This is a genomic window from Paenibacillus mesophilus (assembly GCF_005938385.1).
GTDB lineage: Bacteria > Bacillota > Bacilli > Paenibacillales > NBRC-103111 > Paenibacillus_AB > Paenibacillus_AB mesophilus.
This window is the reverse complement of sequence record NZ_VCRA01000008.1, coordinates 1-22,355: the sequence shown is the minus strand read 5'-3', so window position 1 is coordinate 22,355 and position 22,355 is coordinate 1. Positions and strand designations below refer to the sequence as shown.

At 48.6% G+C, this 22,355-nt stretch carries 19 protein-coding genes and 1 pseudogene; 16 read left to right on the top strand and 4 right to left on the bottom strand.

All coding sequences use genetic code 11. The annotated features are described in order from the left end of the window. Window positions 1-27 precede the first annotated feature (27 nt). Both FE783_RS16070 and FE783_RS16065 read right to left on the bottom strand, forming a co-directional pair. The gene (locus FE783_RS16070) at window positions 28-942 is read right to left on the bottom strand and encodes a VOC family protein (protein WP_138880404.1); all 915 of its coding nucleotides are present in this window, start codon (window positions 940-942) and stop codon (window positions 28-30) included. A 66-nt stretch (window positions 943-1,008) separates the two neighbouring features. Beyond that, window positions 1,009-1,518 (bottom strand): VOC family protein, encoded by a 510-nt coding sequence (locus FE783_RS16065; protein WP_158301837.1) that lies wholly within the window; start codon window positions 1,516-1,518, stop codon window positions 1,009-1,011. 272 nt (window positions 1,519-1,790) lie between these two features. Here FE783_RS16065 and FE783_RS38670 point away from each other — a divergent pair. The 14 genes and pseudogenes from FE783_RS38670 to FE783_RS16000 form a co-directional block, all read left to right on the top strand. Further along, window positions 1,791-1,922 (top strand): annotated as a pseudogene (locus FE783_RS38670) (helix-turn-helix domain-containing protein); the annotation flags it as partial. Window positions 1,923-2,043: 121 nt separating this feature from the next. Further along, window positions 2,044-2,490 (top strand): hypothetical protein, encoded by a 447-nt coding sequence (locus tag FE783_RS38320; RefSeq protein WP_238403119.1) that lies wholly within the window; start codon window positions 2,044-2,046, stop codon window positions 2,488-2,490. 93 nt (window positions 2,491-2,583) lie between these two features. After that, window positions 2,584-2,706 carry a hypothetical protein gene (locus FE783_RS38665; protein ID WP_274381448.1) on the top strand — a complete coding sequence of 41 codons (123 nt, stop codon included), beginning with the start codon at window positions 2,584-2,586 and terminating at the stop codon, window positions 2,704-2,706. 290 nt (window positions 2,707-2,996) lie between these two features. After that, on the top strand, window positions 2,997-4,319 hold the full coding sequence (locus tag FE783_RS16050) for an ABC transporter substrate-binding protein (protein WP_138880400.1): 1,323 nt from the start codon (window positions 2,997-2,999) through the stop codon (window positions 4,317-4,319). 30 nt (window positions 4,320-4,349) lie between these two features. Further along, window positions 4,350-6,638, top strand: a complete 2,289-nt coding sequence (locus FE783_RS16045) for a glycoside hydrolase family protein (protein WP_138880399.1) — start codon at window positions 4,350-4,352, stop codon at window positions 6,636-6,638. Window positions 6,639-6,722: 84 nt separating this feature from the next. Beyond that, window positions 6,723-7,706: a LacI family DNA-binding transcriptional regulator gene (locus FE783_RS16040; RefSeq protein WP_138880398.1), complete on the top strand. Its 984-nt coding sequence runs from the start codon at window positions 6,723-6,725 to the stop codon at window positions 7,704-7,706. An 82-nt stretch (window positions 7,707-7,788) separates the two neighbouring features. Next, entirely contained in the window at window positions 7,789-8,643 is an 855-nt protein-coding gene (locus FE783_RS16035; protein WP_138880397.1) for a sugar phosphate isomerase/epimerase family protein, read from the top strand. 422 nt (window positions 8,644-9,065) lie between these two features. Next, window positions 9,066-10,385 (top strand): phytoene desaturase family protein, encoded by a 1,320-nt coding sequence (locus FE783_RS16030; RefSeq protein ID WP_138880396.1) that lies wholly within the window; start codon window positions 9,066-9,068, stop codon window positions 10,383-10,385. Further along, complete coding sequence (gene sigJ / locus FE783_RS16025) at window positions 10,363-11,232, top strand: RNA polymerase sigma factor SigJ (protein ID WP_238403103.1); 870 nt, start codon at window positions 10,363-10,365, stop codon at window positions 11,230-11,232. Before FE783_RS16030 ends, sigJ begins: the two co-directional genes overlap by 23 nt. A gap of 502 nt (window positions 11,233-11,734) precedes the next feature. After that, a complete protein-coding gene (locus tag FE783_RS16020; RefSeq protein ID WP_158301835.1) occupies window positions 11,735-13,111 on the top strand; it encodes an ABC transporter substrate-binding protein in 1,377 nt (458 codons plus the stop codon). A 688-nt stretch (window positions 13,112-13,799) separates the two neighbouring features. Next, on the top strand, window positions 13,800-14,432 hold the full coding sequence (locus FE783_RS16015) for a hypothetical protein (protein WP_138880394.1): 633 nt from the start codon (window positions 13,800-13,802) through the stop codon (window positions 14,430-14,432). Between the two features lie 297 nt (window positions 14,433-14,729). Then, window positions 14,730-15,773 carry a GNAT family N-acetyltransferase gene (locus FE783_RS16010; RefSeq protein WP_138880393.1) on the top strand — a complete coding sequence of 348 codons (1,044 nt, stop codon included), beginning with the start codon at window positions 14,730-14,732 and terminating at the stop codon, window positions 15,771-15,773. A gap of 222 nt (window positions 15,774-15,995) precedes the next feature. Then, a complete protein-coding gene (locus FE783_RS16005; protein WP_138880392.1) occupies window positions 15,996-17,348 on the top strand; it encodes a serine hydrolase domain-containing protein in 1,353 nt (450 codons plus the stop codon). Between the two features lie 461 nt (window positions 17,349-17,809). After that, on the top strand, window positions 17,810-18,079 hold the full coding sequence (locus FE783_RS16000; RefSeq protein ID WP_138880391.1) for a YolD-like family protein: 270 nt from the start codon (window positions 17,810-17,812) through the stop codon (window positions 18,077-18,079). Between the two features lie 141 nt (window positions 18,080-18,220). Here the strand turns inward: FE783_RS16000 and FE783_RS15995 are convergent, their stop codons facing one another. Continuing rightward, window positions 18,221-18,589, bottom strand: coding sequence for a hypothetical protein (locus FE783_RS15995; RefSeq protein ID WP_138880390.1), 369 nt, complete (start codon window positions 18,587-18,589; stop codon window positions 18,221-18,223). A gap of 83 nt (window positions 18,590-18,672) precedes the next feature. Between FE783_RS15995 and FE783_RS15990 the strand changes: the two genes are divergently transcribed. Both FE783_RS15990 and FE783_RS15985 read left to right on the top strand, forming a co-directional pair. Continuing rightward, window positions 18,673-19,431, top strand: a complete 759-nt coding sequence (locus FE783_RS15990; protein ID WP_138880389.1) for a hypothetical protein — start codon at window positions 18,673-18,675, stop codon at window positions 19,429-19,431. Between the two features lie 327 nt (window positions 19,432-19,758). Next, window positions 19,759-21,822 (top strand): WD40 repeat domain-containing protein, encoded by a 2,064-nt coding sequence (locus FE783_RS15985; protein WP_138880388.1) that lies wholly within the window; start codon window positions 19,759-19,761, stop codon window positions 21,820-21,822. Here FE783_RS15985 and FE783_RS15980 read toward each other — a convergent pair. Beyond that, window positions 21,770-22,306, bottom strand: a complete 537-nt coding sequence (locus tag FE783_RS15980) for a helix-turn-helix domain-containing protein (RefSeq protein ID WP_138880387.1) — start codon at window positions 22,304-22,306, stop codon at window positions 21,770-21,772. The genes FE783_RS15985 and FE783_RS15980 overlap by 53 nt on opposite strands. Between the last annotated feature and the right edge of the window lie 49 nt (window positions 22,307-22,355).

Below are 22,355 nucleotides of genomic sequence, written 5' to 3'. Positions count from 1 at the left end.
AGCCAGCTTTTGCACTGCGCTTCTATTCTATTTTTCCGGAGACCAGCAAACCATCATTAAATTACCGTCTACATCTTTAAAATTGAATTCTGCAAAATCGCCGTAATCGCGTAGTTCCCCTACGATTTCCACTCCATTTTCCTTCATGATCTCATAAGTTCTCCTAATGTCCGGAGTGTAAAAACCAAGCCGCACTCCTGCATTATGTCCTGGATCGCCGAGCATAGTAATTCCTACTCCATGCTGGATAGGCCGGGCTGTGCCCAATCCGTTTCCTAAATAGGCGGCAGTTAAACCAAGCTTTGTGGCGTACCATTCACTGGTTACCGTCGAATCCTTTACTTCAATAAAGACTGAGCCAATACTTCTCAGGTCAGGCACCTGGACAGTACGGTATTCTCCCATAATCCCTTTGGAGAGACGCTGTATATCCAATGATTTAACCGTAATACTCACATCTTTGTACGAGCTAATATGTACCGTATTCGTTAATTTGGAGTAATCTCCGGTTATCCGGATTAATTCTTCATCATTGAGTTTAACAACGGAATAGTCAGGGAGAATGTCCCACTGTATGTGAACAAATTCATTTGGTTTAAAAGAGATCTGTTTCGACAATGCTGTCTCTTCCTTCTCTTCCTTCGTAACGGGATCGCGTGAAATCAAGAAACCGTCCAATCCATTAATACGAATGCATGCATTAGGTCCGACATGAAGACGAAAATCCGCAACCGAGCTTCGTATTTCTGCCTTGATTTGCATGGGTGCGGAGAATGCCATGCCGGCCGTTCTGGCACAGCCCCACCGATCATTATACGAAAATTGAAGGCCGTCATTCGTCAGCTCTGAATCAATATGCGGATCCGGTACCAGGTTCCCGAGGACAATATCGCCGTTTGTTACGAAAAGTCCTTTCTTTTCAGCGAGTTGCTGCATACTCATATTCATCGCTCCTAACATATGATCTTTTTTAAACTCCGCTAAACGTCTCCCATTTGATATAGCTCATTAAATTGACATAGTGTGCAGCTTGTTTCCTTCTGTATCCCAAAACTCAAACCCGTGGCCATCTTCTGAAATATCTGTTACTTGCACACCCTTTTCTCTTAAATACCGATGCGCTTCAGCCACATTCGTACATTGAAAATGAAATGCTGCGTAAGGCAGAGGAGTGACTTTTGTAGGCATCCCCACAATGATAAATCCTGTTCCAATCTCCATGTTGAATCCGGCAAGAGGTTTGTTATTATCGTTACTTGTCCAAGCAGGCTTTAAGCCCAAGATGTTCGTATAGAAATGATATGCTTTCTCGAAATCATAAACGTGGACATAACAGTTCCCAATCCTTTGGTTGAACGGAATGTTGTTTGCAGTATTCTCACTTATAGGTAATCCATCCTCCCTGGACTCTTCATTAAAATTACCTTGAATTACTTTTAAAGCTTTCGGAATGTTTTGAGGCTTGTAGCCATCAGAATTACGTTTGTTTTGAAAGTTTGAATTCAGAGCATTTTCCACTATTGATGAACTCCTCCTTCACTGGTAGTTGTTTCCTCAAATGCGCTTGCTTTAGCAAGTATATCATCCGGTAAAAGACTTGTATGTGTCTTTTTTTATCAATATTTTAACACCAATCCGAAAGAAGTCCTCTTCCTCTGCAGGGAGGGGATGAATTTCGGTTAGGCGAAGCCTAAATGAACTGTTTTTTGTCGAATCCCTCGTGTTTCCCCTTGTAACATTTTCTATAATTGGGTGGAGGATAATGGGAACATACGTTCTTGCAAGGAGGCATGCATGCGCAAATGACCTTTCAGTTTCGTCTTTATCCGACTCCCGAAAAGGAACTACTCATGAATCGAACACTGGAATTGTGCCGGAAGCTGTACAATTGGGCTAAGGAACAACGCGAGACCGCCTACAAACAGGAAGGCAAAACCATCACCTATGCCATGCAGCAGAATGAACTGCCTGCCTTCAAGAAGGAGTTTCCCGAATACAAGAACGTTCATTCGCAGGTACTGCAGGACTGTTTGCGGCGGTTGGATGATGCGTATCAGCGTTTCTTCCGCGGTGAAGCCGGGTACCCCCGCTACAAGTCTACTGACCGATACGTTTCCATTACTCGGGGCGATCGTCATCTCTACGGACGACACGGCGGTCGAAGTGTTCTCGAGTGTCGTCATCCGCAACAACTTGTTCCACAATTACGGCCGCCAAAATGCGGATGCGGGCATCGGTCCGATCGGGGTAGTGGAGTTTTACGCCTCCTGCGATAAGTTCATAATTGAGGGTAACCGCTTTTTCGATTCCTACTATACGCCGATCAAAGGTAAAACGAATTCCCGAAGTTGCGTCATTACGAACAATATCATCGAAGGGGCGATGATCAACGCCAATTCCGAATTGAAGCAGTTCGGCATCAACATCGGCAGGGGAAGCTATTTCGGGATTTATGACAAGTACATCATCTCTCATAATATTATCAAATGATTCGGTTCGCTATCCCCCGAAAACGGACGAACAGCCGCCAACTCCGCTTTTGCCAGTGAGTATTCCAATGAGACGAAGGGAGAGGCGGTCGCCATGGCGGCAATGCAGCCTATCGATCCGCTCTCTGGAACGGAAGACAAGGGCCATTTCGTCAAGTTCAAGAACGTAGATGTGCTGGCGGGCACGGGCCAGAACGAGACCGTAACGTCGAAATAATCGAGTAAGAGAGGGCGGCTAGCCCTCTCTTACTCGATTTTGGCATAACGTGAATTTAATCGACGTTCCTATCCCTCGCAATGGCTTGAAAGAAAATTAAAGAAAATAAGAGAAAATAAATAAAAATATTGCGAAAATATTAAGAAAAACCTATAATGTTTCCTAAAGGGGACGCATTGGGTCTCCAAATAACCGGAAAGGAAGGTCTTTATTAAGTGTTAGAAACCGATTACTGTCGATTTGGTTCGAAAGGTTCCAAGCGAAAATAAGAAAATAGGGAGGTTGTAACGTTGTCGAAGAAAATGGTTTCCATGATCGCCATGCTTTCCGTTATGTCAGCGTTTGCAATGGGGTGCGCAAAAGGTAGTGGCGGCGATAGCGGGGCGGATGCGGCCAAAGACGATCCAAACAAGTTTAATCCGAACGAGCCGGCGGAACTGGTCGTATTTACTAGCAGCGGGGCTGACGAAGCGAGCTTCAACGACCGTTTCGGAAATTACTTGAAAAAGAAGCTACCGAACTATACATTCAAGTTTATTCAAAGCAAAAAGGGCACGACCTTGCCGGAACTTATGGCAGCGGGTGAAAAATTCGATATTTTCTATCACACCATCGGAAATTTCGAGTATGACTTATCCCAGTACAACTTACAGTACGATATGACGGAGCTAATCAAGAAAAACAAAATTGACCTGACCAAGTTTGAACCGACCGTCATCGATGCGATCAAGCAAGTGTCGGACGGAAAAATGTATGCGCTTCCCGTAAACATTTTCAATATCGTACTCTATTACAATAAATTGATCTTCGATAAGTTCGGGGTTCCTTATCCGAAGGACGGCATGACATGGGATGAGACGCTCGCGACTGCGAAGAAGCTGACAAGGACCGAAAACGGGCTGCAGTATTATGGCTTCGCCACCTCGCCGCAGCATATTTTGCGCATGAATCAATTCTCGCTGCCGACAATCGATATTAAAACAGGTGCTCCAACGATCAACCAGAACGAAAAATGGAAACAGTTTTTCCAAACGGTCTTTGTCGATCCCGCCGAAGACGAAGGATACCGGGCCCTGAAAAAAATCCCGGCGTTAAGCAACTTCACGCAGGAGCAAAATGTGGCCATGTATGCGTATTTGTCCGCCCATATCTTCAATAATATCAAGGGTGTTAACTGGGATCACGTCGACATGGTCTCGCTCCCGACGTTTAAAGAATTGCCGGGAATCGGTTCGCAGGCATATCCGTTATACTTCGGTGTTACCAAGCTAAGTAAAAATCCGGAAGCCGCGTTCCATGCGCTGATGCAGCTGACTTCGGCGGAATTCCAGACGGAGAGCGCCAAGCAGGGCAATATGCCGGTGCTTGTCGACGAGTCGATTCGCAAGCAGATCGGCAAAGAGGCGGAGTATCCGAATAAAAATTACAACGCACTGTACTTCAACAAGTTTGCGCCGATTCCCCCGAGACTTCCTTATGACGCAAATCTTGTCGTTACTTATGCCGCTCAGGCTAACGCGCTGGCCGCGGGCACTACCGATATGAATACGTCGTTCCGCAAGACGGAAGAAACGGCTTTGAAAGCGATCGAGGATCTGAAACGGGCGAAATAAGAGCTTTCGATGGGCAGGACTTTATCCAAAATGGAGGGGTTTCCTATTTCGAACGATAAGCTGGAGCACGTCGAGGAAGCGTTGGAGTCGGAGCATCGCCGGGAATCGGACACTCAAGTAAGCCGCCGAAAGCTATTGACCGCTTTCGGGATGGCCGGAGCGGCTTTGGCTGCAGGCAGTGTGTTGAAAGGAACGTTGAGCGTCTACGGGAATGAAAAGACAACGGTTACCGGATCGGTATACGATCAATATTCCGGCAATGGCATGAACATGCGGAGAAGCAGCGGATTGCGCGCGTTGACAGGGCTAGCGACGGTTGATACGATCGATGACTTGCGTGACTTGACCGGCATGAACAACGGAGACGCGGCCATCATTACGGCCACCGGCCGTGCAGGCTTGTTCCGCTGGGATTCCGGCGACCGATCTTCCGAAGCTGCCGCCGATACGCAATCCGGGATATACGTAGCGCCGACCGGGCAAAACGGAACGGGCGGAGCGTGGATCAGAGTCATTGACGACGGGGTCATTTTGCCCCAGTACTTCGGCTTTCAGGAAGGCATGGGTACATCCAATCTGGCTGCTTTGCAAGGGGCGATGAACGCAGCCGCCGTCATGGGGGCGGAGCTGTTTGTCCCCGCTGGAACCTACTACGGCAACCTGACAACGCAACCGTCGTTTTACGATTATGTCGTTACCGATTTACCGAGTAACCTGAAGCTTGTAGGTACGCCCAATACGAGGTTTGTAAACTTTATTTTCCGGGCGAGGCTGCCCCGCAAAGAGAACATCCATCTCAGCACGTTCCAATTTGGTCATGATTCCATCATGACTACCAGTTATTATCATTTCGACATCAATGTGAAAAACTTGCGCGTGGAACATGTGACGCATTTCGATTCGACCGGGTCCGTTAGCCCGTGGATCTTTATTCGCGAAGGACAAACCGATGCCGAGCCGTCGGAACATAATTGGTTTGTCAATTGCGTATACCGGGACAGAACGAATATTCACGTATGGAGCGCCAAGCACATTTACTTCGTAAACTGCGACCTGAAAAATAAGGTGCGGGAAGACGGCATAGTCATCAAGACAAGAAAAGGAAGAGGGCCGTCTCACGATGTCCACGTCATTGGCGGGACATTCGATGCGACGACCGGACCGATGTCGATCGGAACGGAGCTGGGCGAAGATGTCTACAATTGTTCGGCCGGAGGATGCACGCTGATTCGGCCGGGATATGTGGCGCTGCTCAAGCCGAACAACTCGGTTACCTCCGATCCGCAATATCGGGGCGGCAATATACGGGACATCAACTACCACGACATCCAATTGGAGGATGTGAATGGAGAAGAATGGCTCTGCTTGACGCAAATTCGGGTAAGCGGCGGTTCCGTCGTCGAAAGAGTCGCGTTTTCGAATATTAGGGGCGTCGTTCGCGCTCGATCCGGCGCTGCGGATTGGCCGTTGCTGTTATTTGCGCAAGTAAACAATGGTTCGACAGGAGCCATACGTGACATAACGTTTGACGGGGTCAGTCTGATCGACCGGTATCCCGGTGCGTTAGCTCCGGGGAACACGGATATCCATAACGAAACGGCGTCCGGATATGCGGTTGCGAGCTTAGTTTATGCAGACTCTTATACGCGTTCCGCGAACGCGCTGTCCAATATTATCGTCAGAAACGGCTACTTCTCGGGCGTATCCAGAAACGGCATTGACTGCTCGCTTCCGATTCAGTGGAGCGACATTACGCTCGCCAACTCGCTATTCTCCACTCTAAGTCCAAGAGGATTGGTTCGAATTGGCAAAGGCAAAGATGTGCTGGCCGACGGAGTGCGGATCGTCAATTGTTTGGAGCCTGCCCGGCTTGTACAGCGGGACACTTCGGGGACTGGAACCTATGAAGGGGTGCAATTGCCGATGAACCGGCCGGTCCGAGTACCGGCTCTGACCGGCGTCGATGTTCCCCTGTACGTATTCGAAAAGATCACTGTCATCATACGGATAACGGCGGCATTGGACTCCGCGGTTACTGGAAACGCGTCAAACTATGCGCAATGGAAGTATGCGATCCGCCGGCAGGACGGCTCTGTTGTCGAGCTTCACGCGCCGGATCAGCGCCGAGCCGCATCTGCGGGGGCAAGCTTGGGCGAACGGATCGTCACATGGGATGCGACGAATGCCCCCACGCCGACGAATCAGCTGATATATGCGAAACCGGGGGATGTCCTGTTGGTCAGCAAAGTCGATGTGGGGACGGGTGGGGATATTCCTTCCGGAACATACGTGGTTGCCGGCATCGAGCTAGAACATTAACTGCAGGATGTTCGATTACAATTTTTTCATATCCCCCCCTTTCGTTGTATACTGAACATAGAAATTTCGAAAGGGGGCGGCCCAATGGCCACAATTCGGGATATAGCCGAAGCGGCCAATGTCACGATCAGCACCGTGTCCAAAGCATTGAACAACGAGCCGGGCGTCAGCGAACAAACTCGCGCTCGAATTCGACAGATCGCCGAGCAATTCAATTATAAGCGTGCAATAAGGACGGCAGCAGACGCCGCTCCGCCAGTTATCGGACTCATATGGCCGCAGGCAAACGGTTTGGCGTTCGCTCATACCATCAATGCGATCCGAAGAGAGGCAGAAAAACGCAATTATTCGGTTGTCGTTTCGACAGCCTTGGCGGAGCACGCGTTTCTCACAATGAAGCAGTTGTCGATTGCCCGCATCATATATTGGATGTCGCCTAGTTGGATTCCGACTGACGATTTATTGCTGCAATGCCAGTCTTACGAGGGAACGCTAGTCGTAGTGGGGGGGAACTTGCCCGTCCATTCCCATCAGGTAACGATGCATCGTGAGCATGCAATCGAGCAAGCGGTTCGTCATTTGGCCGGTCTGGGGCACGAAACGATCGGGTTTATTGGTATAAAAAATGAGAAGCTGATCGGATATACGGTCGGGCTGCTTGGCTGTCAGCTTCCTTACCGTCCGGAGCTGGTCATTCAATCCAGCATATATAGACCTTTTCCGGACGAGCAGTTATCGGCCATTTTGCTCGGCGACCCGGCCACAAGAGCGACCGCGTTAATTATTGAATCGCAGGGGACGCTCAGACGGTTTGCCCGGTATGCGAAACGATACGGTGTACGGATTCCGGAGGACGTATCGGTTGTTGCATACGACCATATTCCGGAGATGGAGGAAATGTTGGAAACCCCCGTAACGACGGTGGGGCCGAACATTGAGGAATTGGCTAGAGAAGCGGTAGAGCTGGCGTTCATGCCGAAGACGGGGGGCGACGGCCCCGGGAAGACGGTTCCTATCGCGATGGAATTGATTGCCCGAAGCTCTTCCGGATCACCATCGAAAAATTGAACACAGTAGCCGTAAGGCTTATCCAAACAGCCCCCCGGAACCGCTCTACTAGCAAACGTAGCATAGGTTTGAGGAGGACTCCATGAAAACAAGCGTCTTTTTATGCAGCTATAGCACCTATTATTCCAAAGGCATGACGCTGCTCGAATCGGTCGATCTTGCGGTCGAACAAGGCTTCGACGCCTTCGAGCCGTATCCGATGAAAGATCTCGCCACGATCGACGACGCAAAACGGTTGGCGGAACATGCGGGCAAGCTCGGTATTCCCGTGAGCTGCTTCTCGATGAGCTGCGATTTGTTGTCGCCCGATATCGCATCGGCTGTCAAACAGCTCAAGCATTATATCGACATCGCGGCCGTCTTGCACTCGCCTTATTTCCACCATACGCTTATTCCGCATTTGAAACCGCTTCGATTCGGTCAAGCCGATTTTGAACGTCTGCTCCCCCTCATCGTCCCAGCGGTAAGAGAGCTGTGCGATTATGCTTCCGAACGCGGCGTAACTTGCGTTTATGAGGATCAAGGGTTTGTATTTAACGGCGTGGAGCGATTCAGCCGTTTTTGGGCCGAGCTCGATCGTAAAGACGCCGGAATCGTGGCCGATCTCGGAAACATCCTTTTCGTCGACGAGACGCCGGAGCAGTTTGTCGGCCGGTTTTCGGGCGAAATCGTACACGTGCACGTGAAAGATTATTTGCTGAAAAGCGGCGAAGCGATGAATCCGGGAAAAGGTTGGTATATGACGCGAAGCGGAAACTTTTTGCGGGACACCGTTATCGGACACGGTGCGATTTCATTTACGCAAGTGTTTCGAATATTACGCGCGATCGGCTACGACGGATACTTTTCAACCGAATACGCCGCTCCGGAACCAACTGAAACGTGGCTTCCGGCCAGCGTCGAGGCAATGAAACGTAGCTACGAGATGGCGCAATAGAAAAAAACCTGTGTCGCGGAAAGAGCAAGATTGCTCAAGAGAATCGCCGTGATGCAGGTTTTTTTGTTTTCATAACGTCAAGGTTGTAACAATAGATGAGCTTGATCCTTACAGCTGCTTCAGGCACAGTCGCTCAAGTTCCTGGTAGCCGTCGTAGAAGTTAAGCTCCGATCTGCATGCCTCGGAAAGACGGCCGCAAGCTCACCAGCAAGAATCCGGAAGTAATCCCGAGTAAGGCATGCATATGACTGAACTTTGGAAAAAGTGGGGGATATCTCCGCCAATCATTGGGCCTTAAATACAACCCGAATACCGATATTATATATACCGAATATGCTGGAACTGACAAAGATTTTTCTTAGGAAAGTGTCACATTTTACTCCCTGGAAACGTCCTTTTCATAAAAAAGTGAGGTGTCCAACATGGGGCAGTATGATGCCGTGATCATAGGCGGCGGTCTTACCGGTTTAACCGCATCGATTTATTTGGCAAGAGCCGGACTATCCGTAATGATACTGGAAAAAACAAATCAACTTGGCGGTCGTGCGCTTACCATAAAAAAAAGCGGAGCATCGCTTAATTTGGGAGTGCATGCGTTATATCGGGATGGGGCAGGGGAGGCGATTTTGCGCGAATTAGGTGTGGAGTTGAAAGGCGCCTACCCGCCCGCCTCGGCGGGAGCTATGTGGAATAACCGGATTTATCCGTTGCCATCAAAACCATTGGAACTAATCACATCCCGGTTATTTTCATTCTCGGAAAAAATCGAGCTTGCCCGTCTAATGCTCAAGCTGAGCAAGATTGATTCGAAGCAGATCGGCCAAATCAGTTTGAAGGAATGGGCGGAACAAGAAATTCGGTATCCGATGCTGAGGCACGTTGTTTATTCAGTGAGTCGGGCTAACTCTTTCGTTCCTCACCCTGAACTTCATCTTGCGGGTTCTGCCGTGCGGCAGCTTCAACAAACGTTTGGCGGAAAAGCTTTCTATATTGACGGGGGATGGGGCACGCTAGTCGACGATTTAAGAGAGCGGGCCATCCGCGCGGGCGTCGCGATTATTCGGCAGAAAAAAGTGGTCGAAGTTGAACATGACGGGACGGTTCGACGTATCCGGTGTACAGACGGCGATACGATCGAAACTCCTCATGTCGTAATCACGGCGGGTCCGAAGGAGGCTTACGATTTGATCAAAAACGCGAGCAGCACATCAATGGCCAAGTGGAAAGTTGCCGCAAAACCGATTCGCGCTGCGTGTCTCGATCTCGTTTTGCACCGTCTTCCCGATAGAGGTTCCAACTTTGTTGCCGGATTTTGGCTGGATCAACCTATCTTCTATAATTCCCCGTCTACCGTTGCGAAGCTTAGCGATGACGGCTCTATCGTCATCCACCTGATCAAGCATCTTGGAATGAATGAAAGCCACCCTGAAGCGGATCTGTTGCAGTTGGAAAAAGCAATGGATCTCGTTCAACCCGGGTGGCGAAAAGAGGAAATGTCCAGGCAGTTTTTGCCGAATCTAGCCGTTGCTCATGATTTCAATACGGTGGATAAAAGCGGTGTTTATAACGGTCCTGCAATTCCGGAAATACACGGATTGTATGTGGCAGGAGATTGGACGGGGCGTGGAGAACTATTGGCTGATGCGTCGTTTGCCAGTGCCAAACGAGCGGCTCAAGCGATCATTGCCGACAATCGTTCGAGAGGGGGAGAACTGCTCGTTGGAGAGGGGAAAGTTATATAGCGATTTAAAACCATTGCTCTTGTCGTTAGCGTATCATACGCTGGGAAGTATCACAGATGCGGAAGATATCGTCCACGAAGTGTTCCTGTCATGGGAAGAGAAACCACCGCAGCAAGTACAAGATGTCAAATCCTATTTGTGCAAGTCGATTCATAATCGTTGTGTAGATTTCATTCGATCATCGAGCAGAAACCGAGAAGCGTATGTCGGTCCATGGTTGCCGGAGCCTGTTGATACGGGAGAACTTCGGAAGAACGATCCCCTCGCGGAAATGATATGGAAAGAATCCATTTCAACTGCCGGGTTATTATTGTTGCAGCAGCTCTCTGCGACAGAACGGATTGTATTCCTGCTGCGTGAAGTGTTTCATTATCGTTTTGATGAAATTGCTGAGATCGTCGACAAAAGCACGGCAAATTGCCGGCAAATTTTTCATCGGGCGAAGAAAAGTATCGGTCAATTGCCTGATCGGAGCCCGGAAGTCATGAAAAAGAATACTGCATCAGCTGAACGATTTGCCGAGGCGTTGATGACCGGGAATATCGGATTGCTCATTGAACTTTTATCTTCGGATGCCGTACTTTATACCGACGGAGGCGGCAAAGTAAAAGTGGCACTTCGTCCAATAATGGGTTCGGACAGAATTATTCGTTACTTCGTCGGTATTTCGCATGAGATTCCGGCTGGAACTCGATATGAAACTTGTGAAATCAACGGCATGCCGGGAATTAGGTTAGTCGTTGGAGAGATGATTATCGCAGCGATTACGTTTCAATATTTCCAGGATCAGCTATCTAACCTTTATATCGTGATGAATCCGGAGAAACTGTCCCATTTAAACGTATGAAGTAAGGCTTGTTTCGCATTTATTTTGGTCATATTCCCCACGTAATTCGGGGAGGGCGCTTAATGCTCTGAAAAATTAATAGCATTAAATTATGCGCTCTGAAAACCAATTGGATAATTTCCGGAAAAGTCCTTGATATTTAAGGGCTTTTTTATTTTTGAAGAATAAGTCTGTCATTTGTTTTATTGGTCGTAAGTTAAGTGAAATTGGAGTGTCATAGGACAAGAAGTCGTTTAACAACCGTCTCTCGGTTGGACATTATGCAGTAAACCTGATTGGAAGTGCGGTAATGCCAGTAGCTCGACCCTGTTATGATAGCATTTAACCACATTAAGTATTGGTTATATATGACAATCGTGCAAGTTTATTGTCGTAAAATCCAAAGATTTTTTTAAATGAAACCATTATGCTAGAAATAACTGTGAGCGCTTTCAACAAGATCATCGCCTAATCCATTGGTTGTGTACGTAGATGACACAAAGAAGAGAAGAGGGAGATGTGTATGAAAGTAAACAAAAAGTTTCGTGCCGGCAAACGATCAGCGTGGTCCCTGGTGACAACGCTGCCAGTCGTGGCCCTGCTCGTCGCCTCATGTAGCGGAGGAAACGCTACGCCGAGCTCCACAGACAAAGCTCAGGATACGAAGCAGCCGGAAGCAGCCGCAACGAAAGATTGGACGAAGGAGAAGGTGGAACTGACGTTCTACTATATGTATGACGATGATATAGAGCAAAGTTTTCGCGAAGGAAACGGGGCGAGTATTCAGAAGAAATACCCGAATATTACGTTCAAATTTCTTCAAAACAAAAAGGGTACTACGCTGGCCGATATTATTGCTACAAAAACGAATGTCGACTTTTTCGGCGATACGCAATCCGGTGTGGCCAAGCTTCGGGATGTCGGCCTAATGGATGATTTATCCGACCTCATAAAGAAACACAAAGTGGATTTGAGCAAAATTGAACCGAACGCAATCAATGCGTACACATTTGCGGGCAATGGGATTTTATCGGGCCTTCCCGCCAAAATAAACTCGACCGCACTTTACTATAACAAAGATCTGTTCGATAAATTCGGCGTTCCTTATTTGACCGACAATATGACATGGGAACAAGTTTTCGAAACCGCAAAAAAATTGACTCGTTCTGACGGTGGAACACCTTATTACGGGCTCGGACTCAATATATCCAACATGCTGTATGTAAACGAGAAGGTGCCGGGCTTGGTAAATACACAGACAAGAAAAGCGACACTCAATTCGGATCATTGGAAGAAAATGATGGAGCGCATCGTGCCGATGGCTACGATCTCGGGGAACCAAGCCGCGAACAACGACCTGGCCAACTACGGAAAATCATACATTCAATTTTACAAGGATCGAAATATCGCTATCCAGGTCGGCAACAATACCATCTATAATATACTCCACCAAAATGGGGACGGCATGAGATGGGATATTGCCACATTCCCCTACTTCAGCGACATGCCGAATGCAGGTCCGAATTCGAGCCCGTATGGCTATTTTATATCCAAGACGAGTCCGAATCGGGAAATCGCGTTCCTAGCCATCGCCGCTTTGCTGGAGGAGAGCGCCCAACTGGACGCAGCCCGGACTAGCGGAGCCGTACCTGTCATCAAGAATCGTTCCTTTCTAGACATAATTGGAAAGGATACGCAATATTTGAAGGGTAGAAATGCCAAAGGGTTGGTGCCGAGGATATACGGCGAAAGCATTCCGGTTGACCCGCTTTATTCCGCCGCGACGGGTGCCTTGAGCACCGCCTTCTATAACGTAGTGGCCGGCAAGAGCGACATCAATACCGCTTTGCGTGAAGCGGAGGAATCAGCAAACCAGAAAATTAGCACACTTGGCAAATAAGGCTTAAAAGGGAAGAGACCTGCGGAAGCAGGTCTTTCCCTTTTATGAAAACAGGTAAGCGGCACAGATATTTTTCTTTTTTGGCAAACTCCATTTGCAAATCTGCGGCGGGCCGGAACAAACTTAACCAGCACGTTCGCCACGGTGCTGAAGCGGCGGGGACTGGTTGTATTTCGCTTGAGAGGACAAGAATTCACTCTCAGGTCTTTTATATTTTTGACCTGGAACACGCAGTTTGTTTTCTTATGTCAGAAACAGCCACTGTTACGGTAGCTGTTTATTTTTTAGGAGAGATTGGATGAAAACGTACATTGTACAAGCAAGTCAGCATACCCAATTACAAGAAGGGAAACAGGTCATAGAGCAGCCGCTCCCTGAATGTTATTTGAATCCGGGTATTTCGGACAACGGATCAGTCGAAGTCGGAATATCTCAGGAAATTCACAGACGCCTTGTACTCAGGAGAAGTAAAGCAGACGTTGCGTACTTATCGTTGCAAACAGTGCTCGAGTGATGTATATATCAGATGAACAGGGGAGTCTGGGACCATCGAGCACCTTAAAAATGAAGGCCGTGCGGGTTGCGGCCACGATAAGGTTGAGTTGATAGCCAATAAAACCATATTCAGTTTATAGCCTGGTCTCATTCGAGCGCGCCTTTCAAGAAGGGGAAGGAGGAGGGATTCAGCATGTGGAAAAGGTGGGTGCGTTATCAGAAAGAGCGAATGTTCTGGGGCGCTGTAGGCATTCTGGTCACCAACCTAATCGCATTTGTGGTCGTTGTGATGTACTCCATGCATTACTTGTTCGGGTATACGTATCTAAAAGAGATCGACTTTGTGCGGTTTCAGACGGCGGCAGAGCTTGCTGCAGCTTCCCCGGTCATTGTCAAAGCGACAGCAACCGCAGATGCCGCGCCTTACGACCTTCCGTATGATCACTATACAAAAACGAAAGTAACGATCGAAGAGGTACTAAAGGATGAGAGCGGATCGTTGCAGCCCGGCGAAAAGATAACGGTGTTAGAACAATATTGGATGAAAGGACGGGCGATGTTTCCGAAGCAAACGGTTTACAATGGCAACTATTATTCGAAGCTGGTTTCGGGAACATCCTATTTGCTCTATTTAGCGGAAGCACCGGAGCATGACAGTTTCCAAACCGTGGCGTTTCATCAGGGCAAATATAACCTTGATCGCAAAGACAAACTGGAGCGGCGTATGGAGAAAAAGGATCCGCTCTATGGCGAATTAAAACAGTCGGTTCAGGCGGCATATGCCGACAAGCGCGAAACGCCCTCACCGCCTGCGAATAAACCATGACCTCCGTTGACCGTCGCTGCAATTGCTATGTGCTTTCCTTATCGACAATGTTATTCATGCAGAAGCGTTAATACATCATGAATCATGATTTCTATTGAAAATCGAAATTTAATACGGGCAGGAGAGTGGAACAAACAGGAAGGAATTCTAAGATAAAGAAAGAATAGTAGTGTAATTAAGTTTAAATAGCCTAGCCTTGAGGGGTAGGCCGTGTTCTACGAGCAGATTAGCGCGATGAAATGGGCCGGCTGTACGTTATGGTCGGCGTCGTTTTCTGGCTGAAAGGATAGTACACTTATGTTACGATTTGTCGCTTACGAACCAAGCATGCAGGCGGAGTGGGACAAGTTGGCGCTCGCGAAGGGCACCGTCTTTCATACGACGGCATTCCGTGACGTGCTGATGCGGGCGTACGGCTACACCTGCGGCTACCACGCCGTTATCGATGAGGCCGGACGCATTCATGCCCTCGTGCCGCTCGTCATCGGGCGTAGCCTCAGCTTGAAGAAGGCGGGCGTGTCGCTGCCATTCGTCAACTACATGGACGTTTGTGCGGAAAGCGAGGAAGCGTTTCAATTCGCCGTCACTGCCGCGGCTGGCCTCAAGGACAAGCTCAAGCTCGCTTACGTAAAGCTGCGGCTAAAGGAGCAGCAGGTGAGTGATCCGCATTGGCACGCGTGTCTGCAGAACTATACTTTTGTCCTCCCATTGGCGGACAACGAGGAGCAGGTGCTGGCACTATCCTCGAGCAGCAACCGCAACCATACTCGCAAAGTATACAAGAACGACTGGTTTGACGTCTCGTTCGACCACAGCCATCTGGAGGCGTTTCACCGCGTGTACGTGAAGCGGAAGAAGCAATTGGGGTCGCCAGCGGAGGGGTTGCGTTTTTTTCGGCAGTTTTTCGAGTGTTTGCCGGACAACAGCACGCTGCTTACGGTGCTGGACAAAGAGACGCGAGAGGTGATCGGCGGCATGCTGCTGCTGACAAGCCCGAGCAACGAGACGCTGTACTACCCGTATGGGGGGACCTTGACGCAGTACAACAACAAGTACTTAAACAACTTCATGTACTGGGAGGCGGTCCGCTTCGGCATCCGCAGCGGCATGAAGTATTTGGACCTTGGCCGTTCACCGGCGGGTTCTAGCCACTACAAATCCAAGGAGAAGTGGGGCGCGAAACCGCAGCAGCTGACCTACCTCGTCTACAGCGGCGGGGCGGCTAAGCAGGGCCCGCCCGACAAGGAGAGCCTCTGCTTCTTTATCGAACTGTGGAAAAAGGCGCCGAGCTTCATGACCAACAAAGTCGGCGGCGTGCTGATTAAATACATTTTGCCATAAATAAATGCGGAGGACCGAAAGACGATGAGCAGTATCTCAACCGGCAGCAATACCGAATGATCGGTCAAGAAAGTTTACGTGAGAAGGATTCCCCCATTCGCAACAATTCATCATTTAAATGGCGGTAAGGTTGGTCCGGCACGCGGGGGAATCCGGTTCAACTTTGGAAATAACAGTCCGTAGCAAAAAGCAAAAAAGAATGATTGCGGGAGGAAAGCTGCTATGAATCTTTTCGTTTCGTCCGAAAGCACCGACCCGTCTTTTATCGTTCACGACCAAGAGACGTTGAGATCAAGGATGGACGAATATCTGCAAGCTTATGAGCAATTGGACTATTTCAGCGGTTCTGTACTGGTAGCGCACGATGGCGAGATTGTGTTAAACGAAGGCTACGGGATGGCCAACCGGGAGCATGAAGTCAAAAATACACGTGATACGATCTTCCGACTGGGATCTGTAAGCAAGTCCTTTACAGCTGCCGCGATCATGCTGCTGCACGAGCAAGGCGTAATTAACACGGATCATACTATCGGCCGGTATTTGGCCGATTTCCCGAATGGGGATAAAATCACCATTCATCATCTGTTGACGCATACGTCCGGTCTTTCGCATCCCGTGGGCCTGAATACGAAAGTGTCCATGAAGCTGGAGAATGTCGTTCATAAATTCCGGGATCAGCCGCTTGCCTTTCCTCCAGGAGATCAGTTCCAATACGGGAATTCCGGATATATTTTACTGACCTATTTAATTGAGCAAGTCTCGGGGAAACCGTTCGAAGCATTTTTGCAGGATCATATTTTTCATCCTCTTGGCATGCATCATTCCGGTTACGATGTTCATAATCGCATACTGAAGCATAGGGCAGACGGTTACTCTGCGACGGGAGACGAGGTCATTCATGGAGAGTATGCACATATGTCGACCCATGCCGGAGCAGCCGGACTGTATTCCACTACCGGTGATTTGTACTTATGGGACCAAGCCCTGCATTCCGACCTGCTGTTCAGCCGGCAAACCAGAGAGCGCTTATTTACCCCGTTTCTGCAAAACTACGGGTATGGATGGTATATTGACCGGCAGTCTTTAGGCGGACGCTTAAGAACCCGAATCCATCACGGGGGGTTGGGCAATCCCGGGTATTTCACCCGAATGACCAGATTTGCGGATGAACGGCTATTGATCGTTGTTTTAAGCAACTTCCTGTTGTCTCCTCTGGAAAGAATGAATCGGGACTTGGCCGGAATGATGTTCGGGGAAACGGTAGCTTTCCCGGACAAGCCAGAAATTCAGGCGCCGGTGCAACCAAGGCGTTACGAAGGGTTTGCCGGAACCTATGAAGCGTTTATACCGATTCATGTAACCGTGGAGCATGGGCGTTTGTTCATCACCATATTCGGATTCAAACTGGAGCTTTTCCTCCAATCCGAAGCTGCGGAACAGATCGATTTTTATGCGAAAGCGGCATACGTTCGTATTTCCTTCCGGAAGGACTTTTCCGGAAAAATCGACGGGGCGACTATACATTGGCTCGGGGGAGAAGGATATTACGCCAAAAGGAAAGTTGAACATGAATGAGCAAACCATCCATTCAAGTTTACAGCAAAAGCAAAAGCTGGCTGTATGCTTTTAGACTAACTGAAAAAAACAATATCGCTAACCTAACGAAAACGTTAGTTGAATAACGAGCAAGGTCGTCGATTACTTGACGGCCTTCTTGAACGTTCAGAAACAGAAAGCTTGCTTAAAGTCAGACAAATAATGGCTCGTTCAACCGCGTATTATTTTCATCGACTTATTTTCGATCAAACTCAGCATAGATAGCACGCACTAGCTGCCTTGTTTGTTCCTCGCTGTATCCGAGTTTTTGCGCGCCGAGGATCACATATCCGAGGCAGGTGTTATTGCTCCACCGGCTCGCGCCGTTCCGCTATCGAAGCTAAACGAACCGCCCATCGGGCCGTCGGACAAAGGTTTGGGTTCTCTCCATACATTAAAAATGGTAAAATAGAAACAAATGTTCTGCGGGGGTGTTTGGATTGACTGGGGTTCCGAAGCCAAAGAAGAAATACGATGTTAAGCGACCAACTCGTGACGAATTTGCATTGGAGGAGCTGGCGAACCAATTGAACGAAGCGAAGTCTGAAAATGCAGAGGTGTTATTGACGGTGTGGGGTATGGAACTGCCCGTTCGTGGTCGAATAGAAAATATGGATTCTCGTACCGGTAAGGTGCACATCCAAAGGCACGGGGAAACTACCAAAGTCGCATTCATGGATATCATGAAGGTCGAGAATCCCAGGGACTAAGCTGGGAATAAGCTGTATCGAACCGCCGGCGGCCGTTAGCCAACTCCTTGCGAACCTGGATCTGTTCTCGCAGCACGCGGGTGTTTGAACGAGTGCTGTTACAAGCGCAACGCGTCCCAAGACGAGATTGGTTCTTTAACATTATCTTCGGTGCAGAAACACACCCAAGAGGATGGGGACGATGATGGAGGCACCTCCGAGCAATAATGGAGAGGGCAAAAGCCGGGCGTAAATGATGCTGAATGTCCCTATAAAACCTGCGACTAAAAAATAAATATTCGCTCCAGGGGAAGGCAGACGATCACTCGAAGAATAACGAAAAGAATCGTAAATTACTGCTACATAAAACCCGGGGTAAAACAAAGCAAACTGGATATCCACGCTTTGAAAAGCTTCCTGATGCAGCCCATTTAAGTCTAAGTATATGCCTTCGTTGATATGAGCCAACGTGTTCAGGACTTGCTCAATAATCAAAAAAATAATACCTTTGACAAGTTGTCCGTTAATCATTTGTCCCAATCCAGGCATCACAATCGAACATAACAGTGCAAACACTCTATTCATCGCTTCACCATTGGAAATATTTTACCTATTTGTCAAAGGCGCTTCTTTTTATTCTGCCGAACGGACCTGCCAAAACCCTTTACAAGGGCGAGCATCAACAATGCTACATTAAGAACTTGCTTGATTTTGATTTAAATCAAATGTCTTATGAAACAACCGACCATATGGTACAACTTCTACCATGGAGCATTCGTCCGTTCGAAGTTCCGCGTTTTTTTTTGTTAGCGGATGATGCTCCGTCAAGCAGCGGTTGTTTTCCCCGTCCGACTCAAACCCCTCGAATGGGAGACCAAGGCGTCGGAAGCTCCAATCCACCGCATGGCGGCGTGTTCGACTTGGTGGCTCGCGGACCTGTTGTCGGAGTCAGGACACTTACGGGCAGTATTTTGAATGCATGGTGGTTTATCTTTGACGATGGCTCTACCAGCAATCAACTGGGAGGCAATTATCCAGGAGGCGGCGATCACAGCTTCAGCTACCCCGACGAGATCTTGTCCAGCATAAAAATAATGGGTGTCAGTAATTATTACAAAAGTGCGGATTGCGCTGTGTTTGGATTTAAATTCAAGCAAGAACAAACATTGCCGGAACCTGCAGTGTTACGTACGATGTACGTGGCGTCTCCCGCAAAGATTAGTCCGCTCGAACTGGCCCGTAGTGTCGGTGCCGAGGATATCGATAAAACCGGTAATCTCATTCAGGAATGGTCTAATTTCTATCATTGGGATACAATGCGTCAAAATCATTGGGACAGGATCCAAACCATGGTTGACTCACAAGGTAAATAATCCGATAACCGCCCGCCGGCTGCGGGCGGTTATTTTTGCGTGAAGGGATTTAAAAATTATTTATTTGTCCGGCGACACAAGCATAGTTCAGTAACATTCAGGGACTTTTCGAAAGCCTTGCGGCTTAAGGGAGAGTCCCGTTTGTTTTTGCACTTACTCCGCTCCGGATCGTGTGCTAAAACCGGATCGTCTCCACCGTCAGGCCGATCCCGGCAAATATTCGGGTTTAAGAAAGTATATAAATTGTTTTTTCCTTGCATGTATTTTGGGAAGCGATTTAATTATAGTTTTGTTCAGAAGGTTCATACTTGGTTAGGAGCGAAGTGGATGAAAACAGTCTTCAATAGAATAATCGGTCCACCCGAGCAGCTGGGAGAACCCGTTCGATGTCGCCTTGGGCAAGCGGCAGCGGTGGGTGTGACTCCAAAAGGGGAGAAGGAGCTGTATTTTGCCTCCAACGGTTTGCCTGCAACGTTCTACGTACTGGATCTGGTTAAGAGGGACATCAAATTTTCGTTCGATATTCCCGGGTCCAATGCGGTTTGGGCTATGGCCGTCGCTTCGGATGGAAATGTTTATTTCTCGAGCTCGTCGGACGGCGTGCTTTACCGGTATTCACCGGAGACCAGACAAGTCACTTCAGTTGCGGCGTCCGCGGATGACTTTTTTGTCTGGGATATCCAGGCGGCCGATAACGGCACAGTTGTAAGCGCAACCTATCCACACAGCAAAGTGTTTGAGTACAACATCGAAACGGCGCGATTTTCCGATTTGGGAAGGATGTCCGAGGAGGAGCAGTATGCTCGGAGCGTAGCCGTTACGGCGAATTATATTTATTCCGGTATCGGAAGTACGATCCGCCTGTTTCGGTTTGACCGCAGTACTTGCGCGAAAGAAGAGCTGCATATTGACGGATTCACGGGGGAAAAAGGGTTTATCGATCGCATTTGGGTGATGCACGGGCTTTTGTTTTTATCCGTTAATCAACAGGAGATCGTCATCTACGATGAGATTCACCGCCGGATCACCGGCCGTTTTGACAGCGTGGGGGCCGTTGTTCACTCAGAAAAAGATCAAGCGGGCTACTACTTCGTTCACGAATCGAAGCTTTTGACTTACGATAGGACAACCTGTGAGATCAAACCTGTACGGGAATTACCAGGGGCCGCAAGATCCGCAAAAATTAAGCTGATGCAGTGGATGACGCTTTCCGGGCCGGAGTGGGCAACAATCGCTGGAGCACACATACCCGATGCCGCAACGGATTCCAGTCCCCGGCATACCGTCGGAGAAAAATCGGTTTTAATGATTGTCAGTGGTTACGCGGACGTCTGGTATTATGATCCGCAGACGAATGATATCCATCACCGGGTATTGGATGTTCCGTCCAAACCATTACTAATCCAATCCATCGAAGCGGATGAGGATGGGATGCTGTATATCGGCGGCTATCACCGGGGGCTGTGCCTATATAGCACGACGGAGGAACGCATCCTTTCCCAAATACCCGCTTTCCCGCAAATCGAAGGGATGGGATTTTTAAACGGGAAAGTGTATTTCGGCACTTACACGAAAGCGAATGTATATGTTTATGACAAATCCAGACCTCTGAATATGTTGCCCGACGATCGAATGGCCGAGGCGAACCCGCGATTCGCTTTTCCGATCGGCCATCAGCAGGACCGGCCGTTTACGCTTGCTTCAGGCGAACATCAGCTATACATCGGTACCATCCCGGATTACGGTTTGAACACAGGTGCATTAACGGTTTATTACGAGTTGGAAGATGAATGGACCGTTTACCCGGAGATAGCGCCAAATCTCAGTATCGTCGGCCTTGCTTACAAGGATGGACTGCTCTACGGGGGTACGTCAATCTGGGGCGGGATTGGGAAGGGGCCGGCAGAAAACGTTGCCCACCTGTTTATTTGGGATACGGTTAAGAAAGAAATCGTTAAGCGATTTATCCCGGATATTCCGGATCTGGATACTCCTCCGCTAATGATCGGTGAATTGTCGGCGGGACCGGACGGAAATATTTGGGGGGCGGTGTACGGAACGATTTTCGTTATGGAGCCGGTTAGCGGCAAAGTGATCCGCAGCCGGCGCGTTTGCGAAAGCCAATATATAGGCAAATTCCGCCCTGTTTACCTCCGCTGGGGCACGGACGGATTGTTGTACACGGCGCTTGGCAGGAAGCTGGTCGTCGTCGATCCCGGCACGCTCGATTACGAAATCATCGATCACGGTCCGCTGTCCATTATGGCGCTTGGTCAGGATGGGCATCTGTATTACGCTCTTGGCTCAGAGCTTTATCGAAGAAAGCTTTCGGATCAGGCTAACGATGCTTCAAGCCGTATTCTTTCCGGTACTGCGAAGGAGTCATTCTGAAGTGCTTGGAGAAAACCCTGCTGATATAAAAGCCGTTATCGTATCCGCATAACTGCGCGATATGATCGATCGTATAATCGGTTTGCGTCAAATATTGCTTGGCTTTCTCCATTCGGACGGACAACAGGTACCTGGAAGGGGAGGCTCCAAAAAGATTTTGAAATCGGGTGTTAAATTGAACGGGGTGCAGTCCAATCCGTCCGGCAACGTCTTTTAAAAGAATTTTTTCCGAAAGGTGACCGTCGATCCATTCTTTGGCTTGTTTGACCAACGGATCATCCTTGATCATGCTGTACTTAGCGAGATACTCGGCTTCCATGCTAAGAAGCGCCCAAATATCGTTGATAAAATGGTTTTTCCAGCGGATGGATTCGGCGTCGTTCTGTGTATTTAGGTGGTAAAGATGCAGTAGCGTTGCATTAAGGCTAACATCATGTAGCAAGTGAATTTTGTGATTGTTTTCACATAATTTTTCTTTGTACAACTCGAAAAAGGTTGTCTACTCGTAAGAGCAGGAACATCCATTTACAAAT

What these genes read in the sequence shown, in the direction of transcription:
- FE783_RS16070 (WP_138880404.1), bottom strand. Translation starts at nt 942, where the DNA reads ATGAGTATGCAGCAACTCGCTGAAAAGAAAGGACTTTTCGTAACAAAC.
- FE783_RS38320 (WP_238403119.1), top strand. Translation starts at nt 2,044, where the DNA reads ATGATGCGTATCAGCGTTTCTTCCGCGGTGAAGCCGGGTACCCCCGCT.
- FE783_RS38665 (WP_274381448.1), top strand. Translation starts at nt 2,584, where the DNA reads ATGGCGGCAATGCAGCCTATCGATCCGCTCTCTGGAACGGAAGACAAG.
- FE783_RS16045 (WP_138880399.1), top strand. Translation starts at nt 4,350, where the DNA reads ATGGAGGGGTTTCCTATTTCGAACGATAAGCTGGAGCACGTCGAGGAA.
- FE783_RS16040 (WP_138880398.1), top strand. Translation starts at nt 6,723, where the DNA reads ATGGCCACAATTCGGGATATAGCCGAAGCGGCCAATGTCACGATCAGC.
- FE783_RS16035 (WP_138880397.1), top strand. Translation starts at nt 7,789, where the DNA reads ATGAAAACAAGCGTCTTTTTATGCAGCTATAGCACCTATTATTCCAAA.
- FE783_RS16030 (WP_138880396.1), top strand. Translation starts at nt 9,066, where the DNA reads ATGGGGCAGTATGATGCCGTGATCATAGGCGGCGGTCTTACCGGTTTA.
- FE783_RS16020 (WP_158301835.1), top strand. Translation starts at nt 11,735, where the DNA reads ATGAAAGTAAACAAAAAGTTTCGTGCCGGCAAACGATCAGCGTGGTCC.
- FE783_RS16015 (WP_138880394.1), top strand. Translation starts at nt 13,800, where the DNA reads ATGTGGAAAAGGTGGGTGCGTTATCAGAAAGAGCGAATGTTCTGGGGC.
- FE783_RS16010 (WP_138880393.1), top strand. Translation starts at nt 14,730, where the DNA reads ATGTTACGATTTGTCGCTTACGAACCAAGCATGCAGGCGGAGTGGGAC.
- FE783_RS16005 (WP_138880392.1), top strand. Translation starts at nt 15,996, where the DNA reads ATGAATCTTTTCGTTTCGTCCGAAAGCACCGACCCGTCTTTTATCGTT.
- FE783_RS15995 (WP_138880390.1), bottom strand. Translation starts at nt 18,589, where the DNA reads ATGATTAACGGACAACTTGTCAAAGGTATTATTTTTTTGATTATTGAG.
- FE783_RS15985 (WP_138880388.1), top strand. Translation starts at nt 19,759, where the DNA reads ATGAAAACAGTCTTCAATAGAATAATCGGTCCACCCGAGCAGCTGGGA.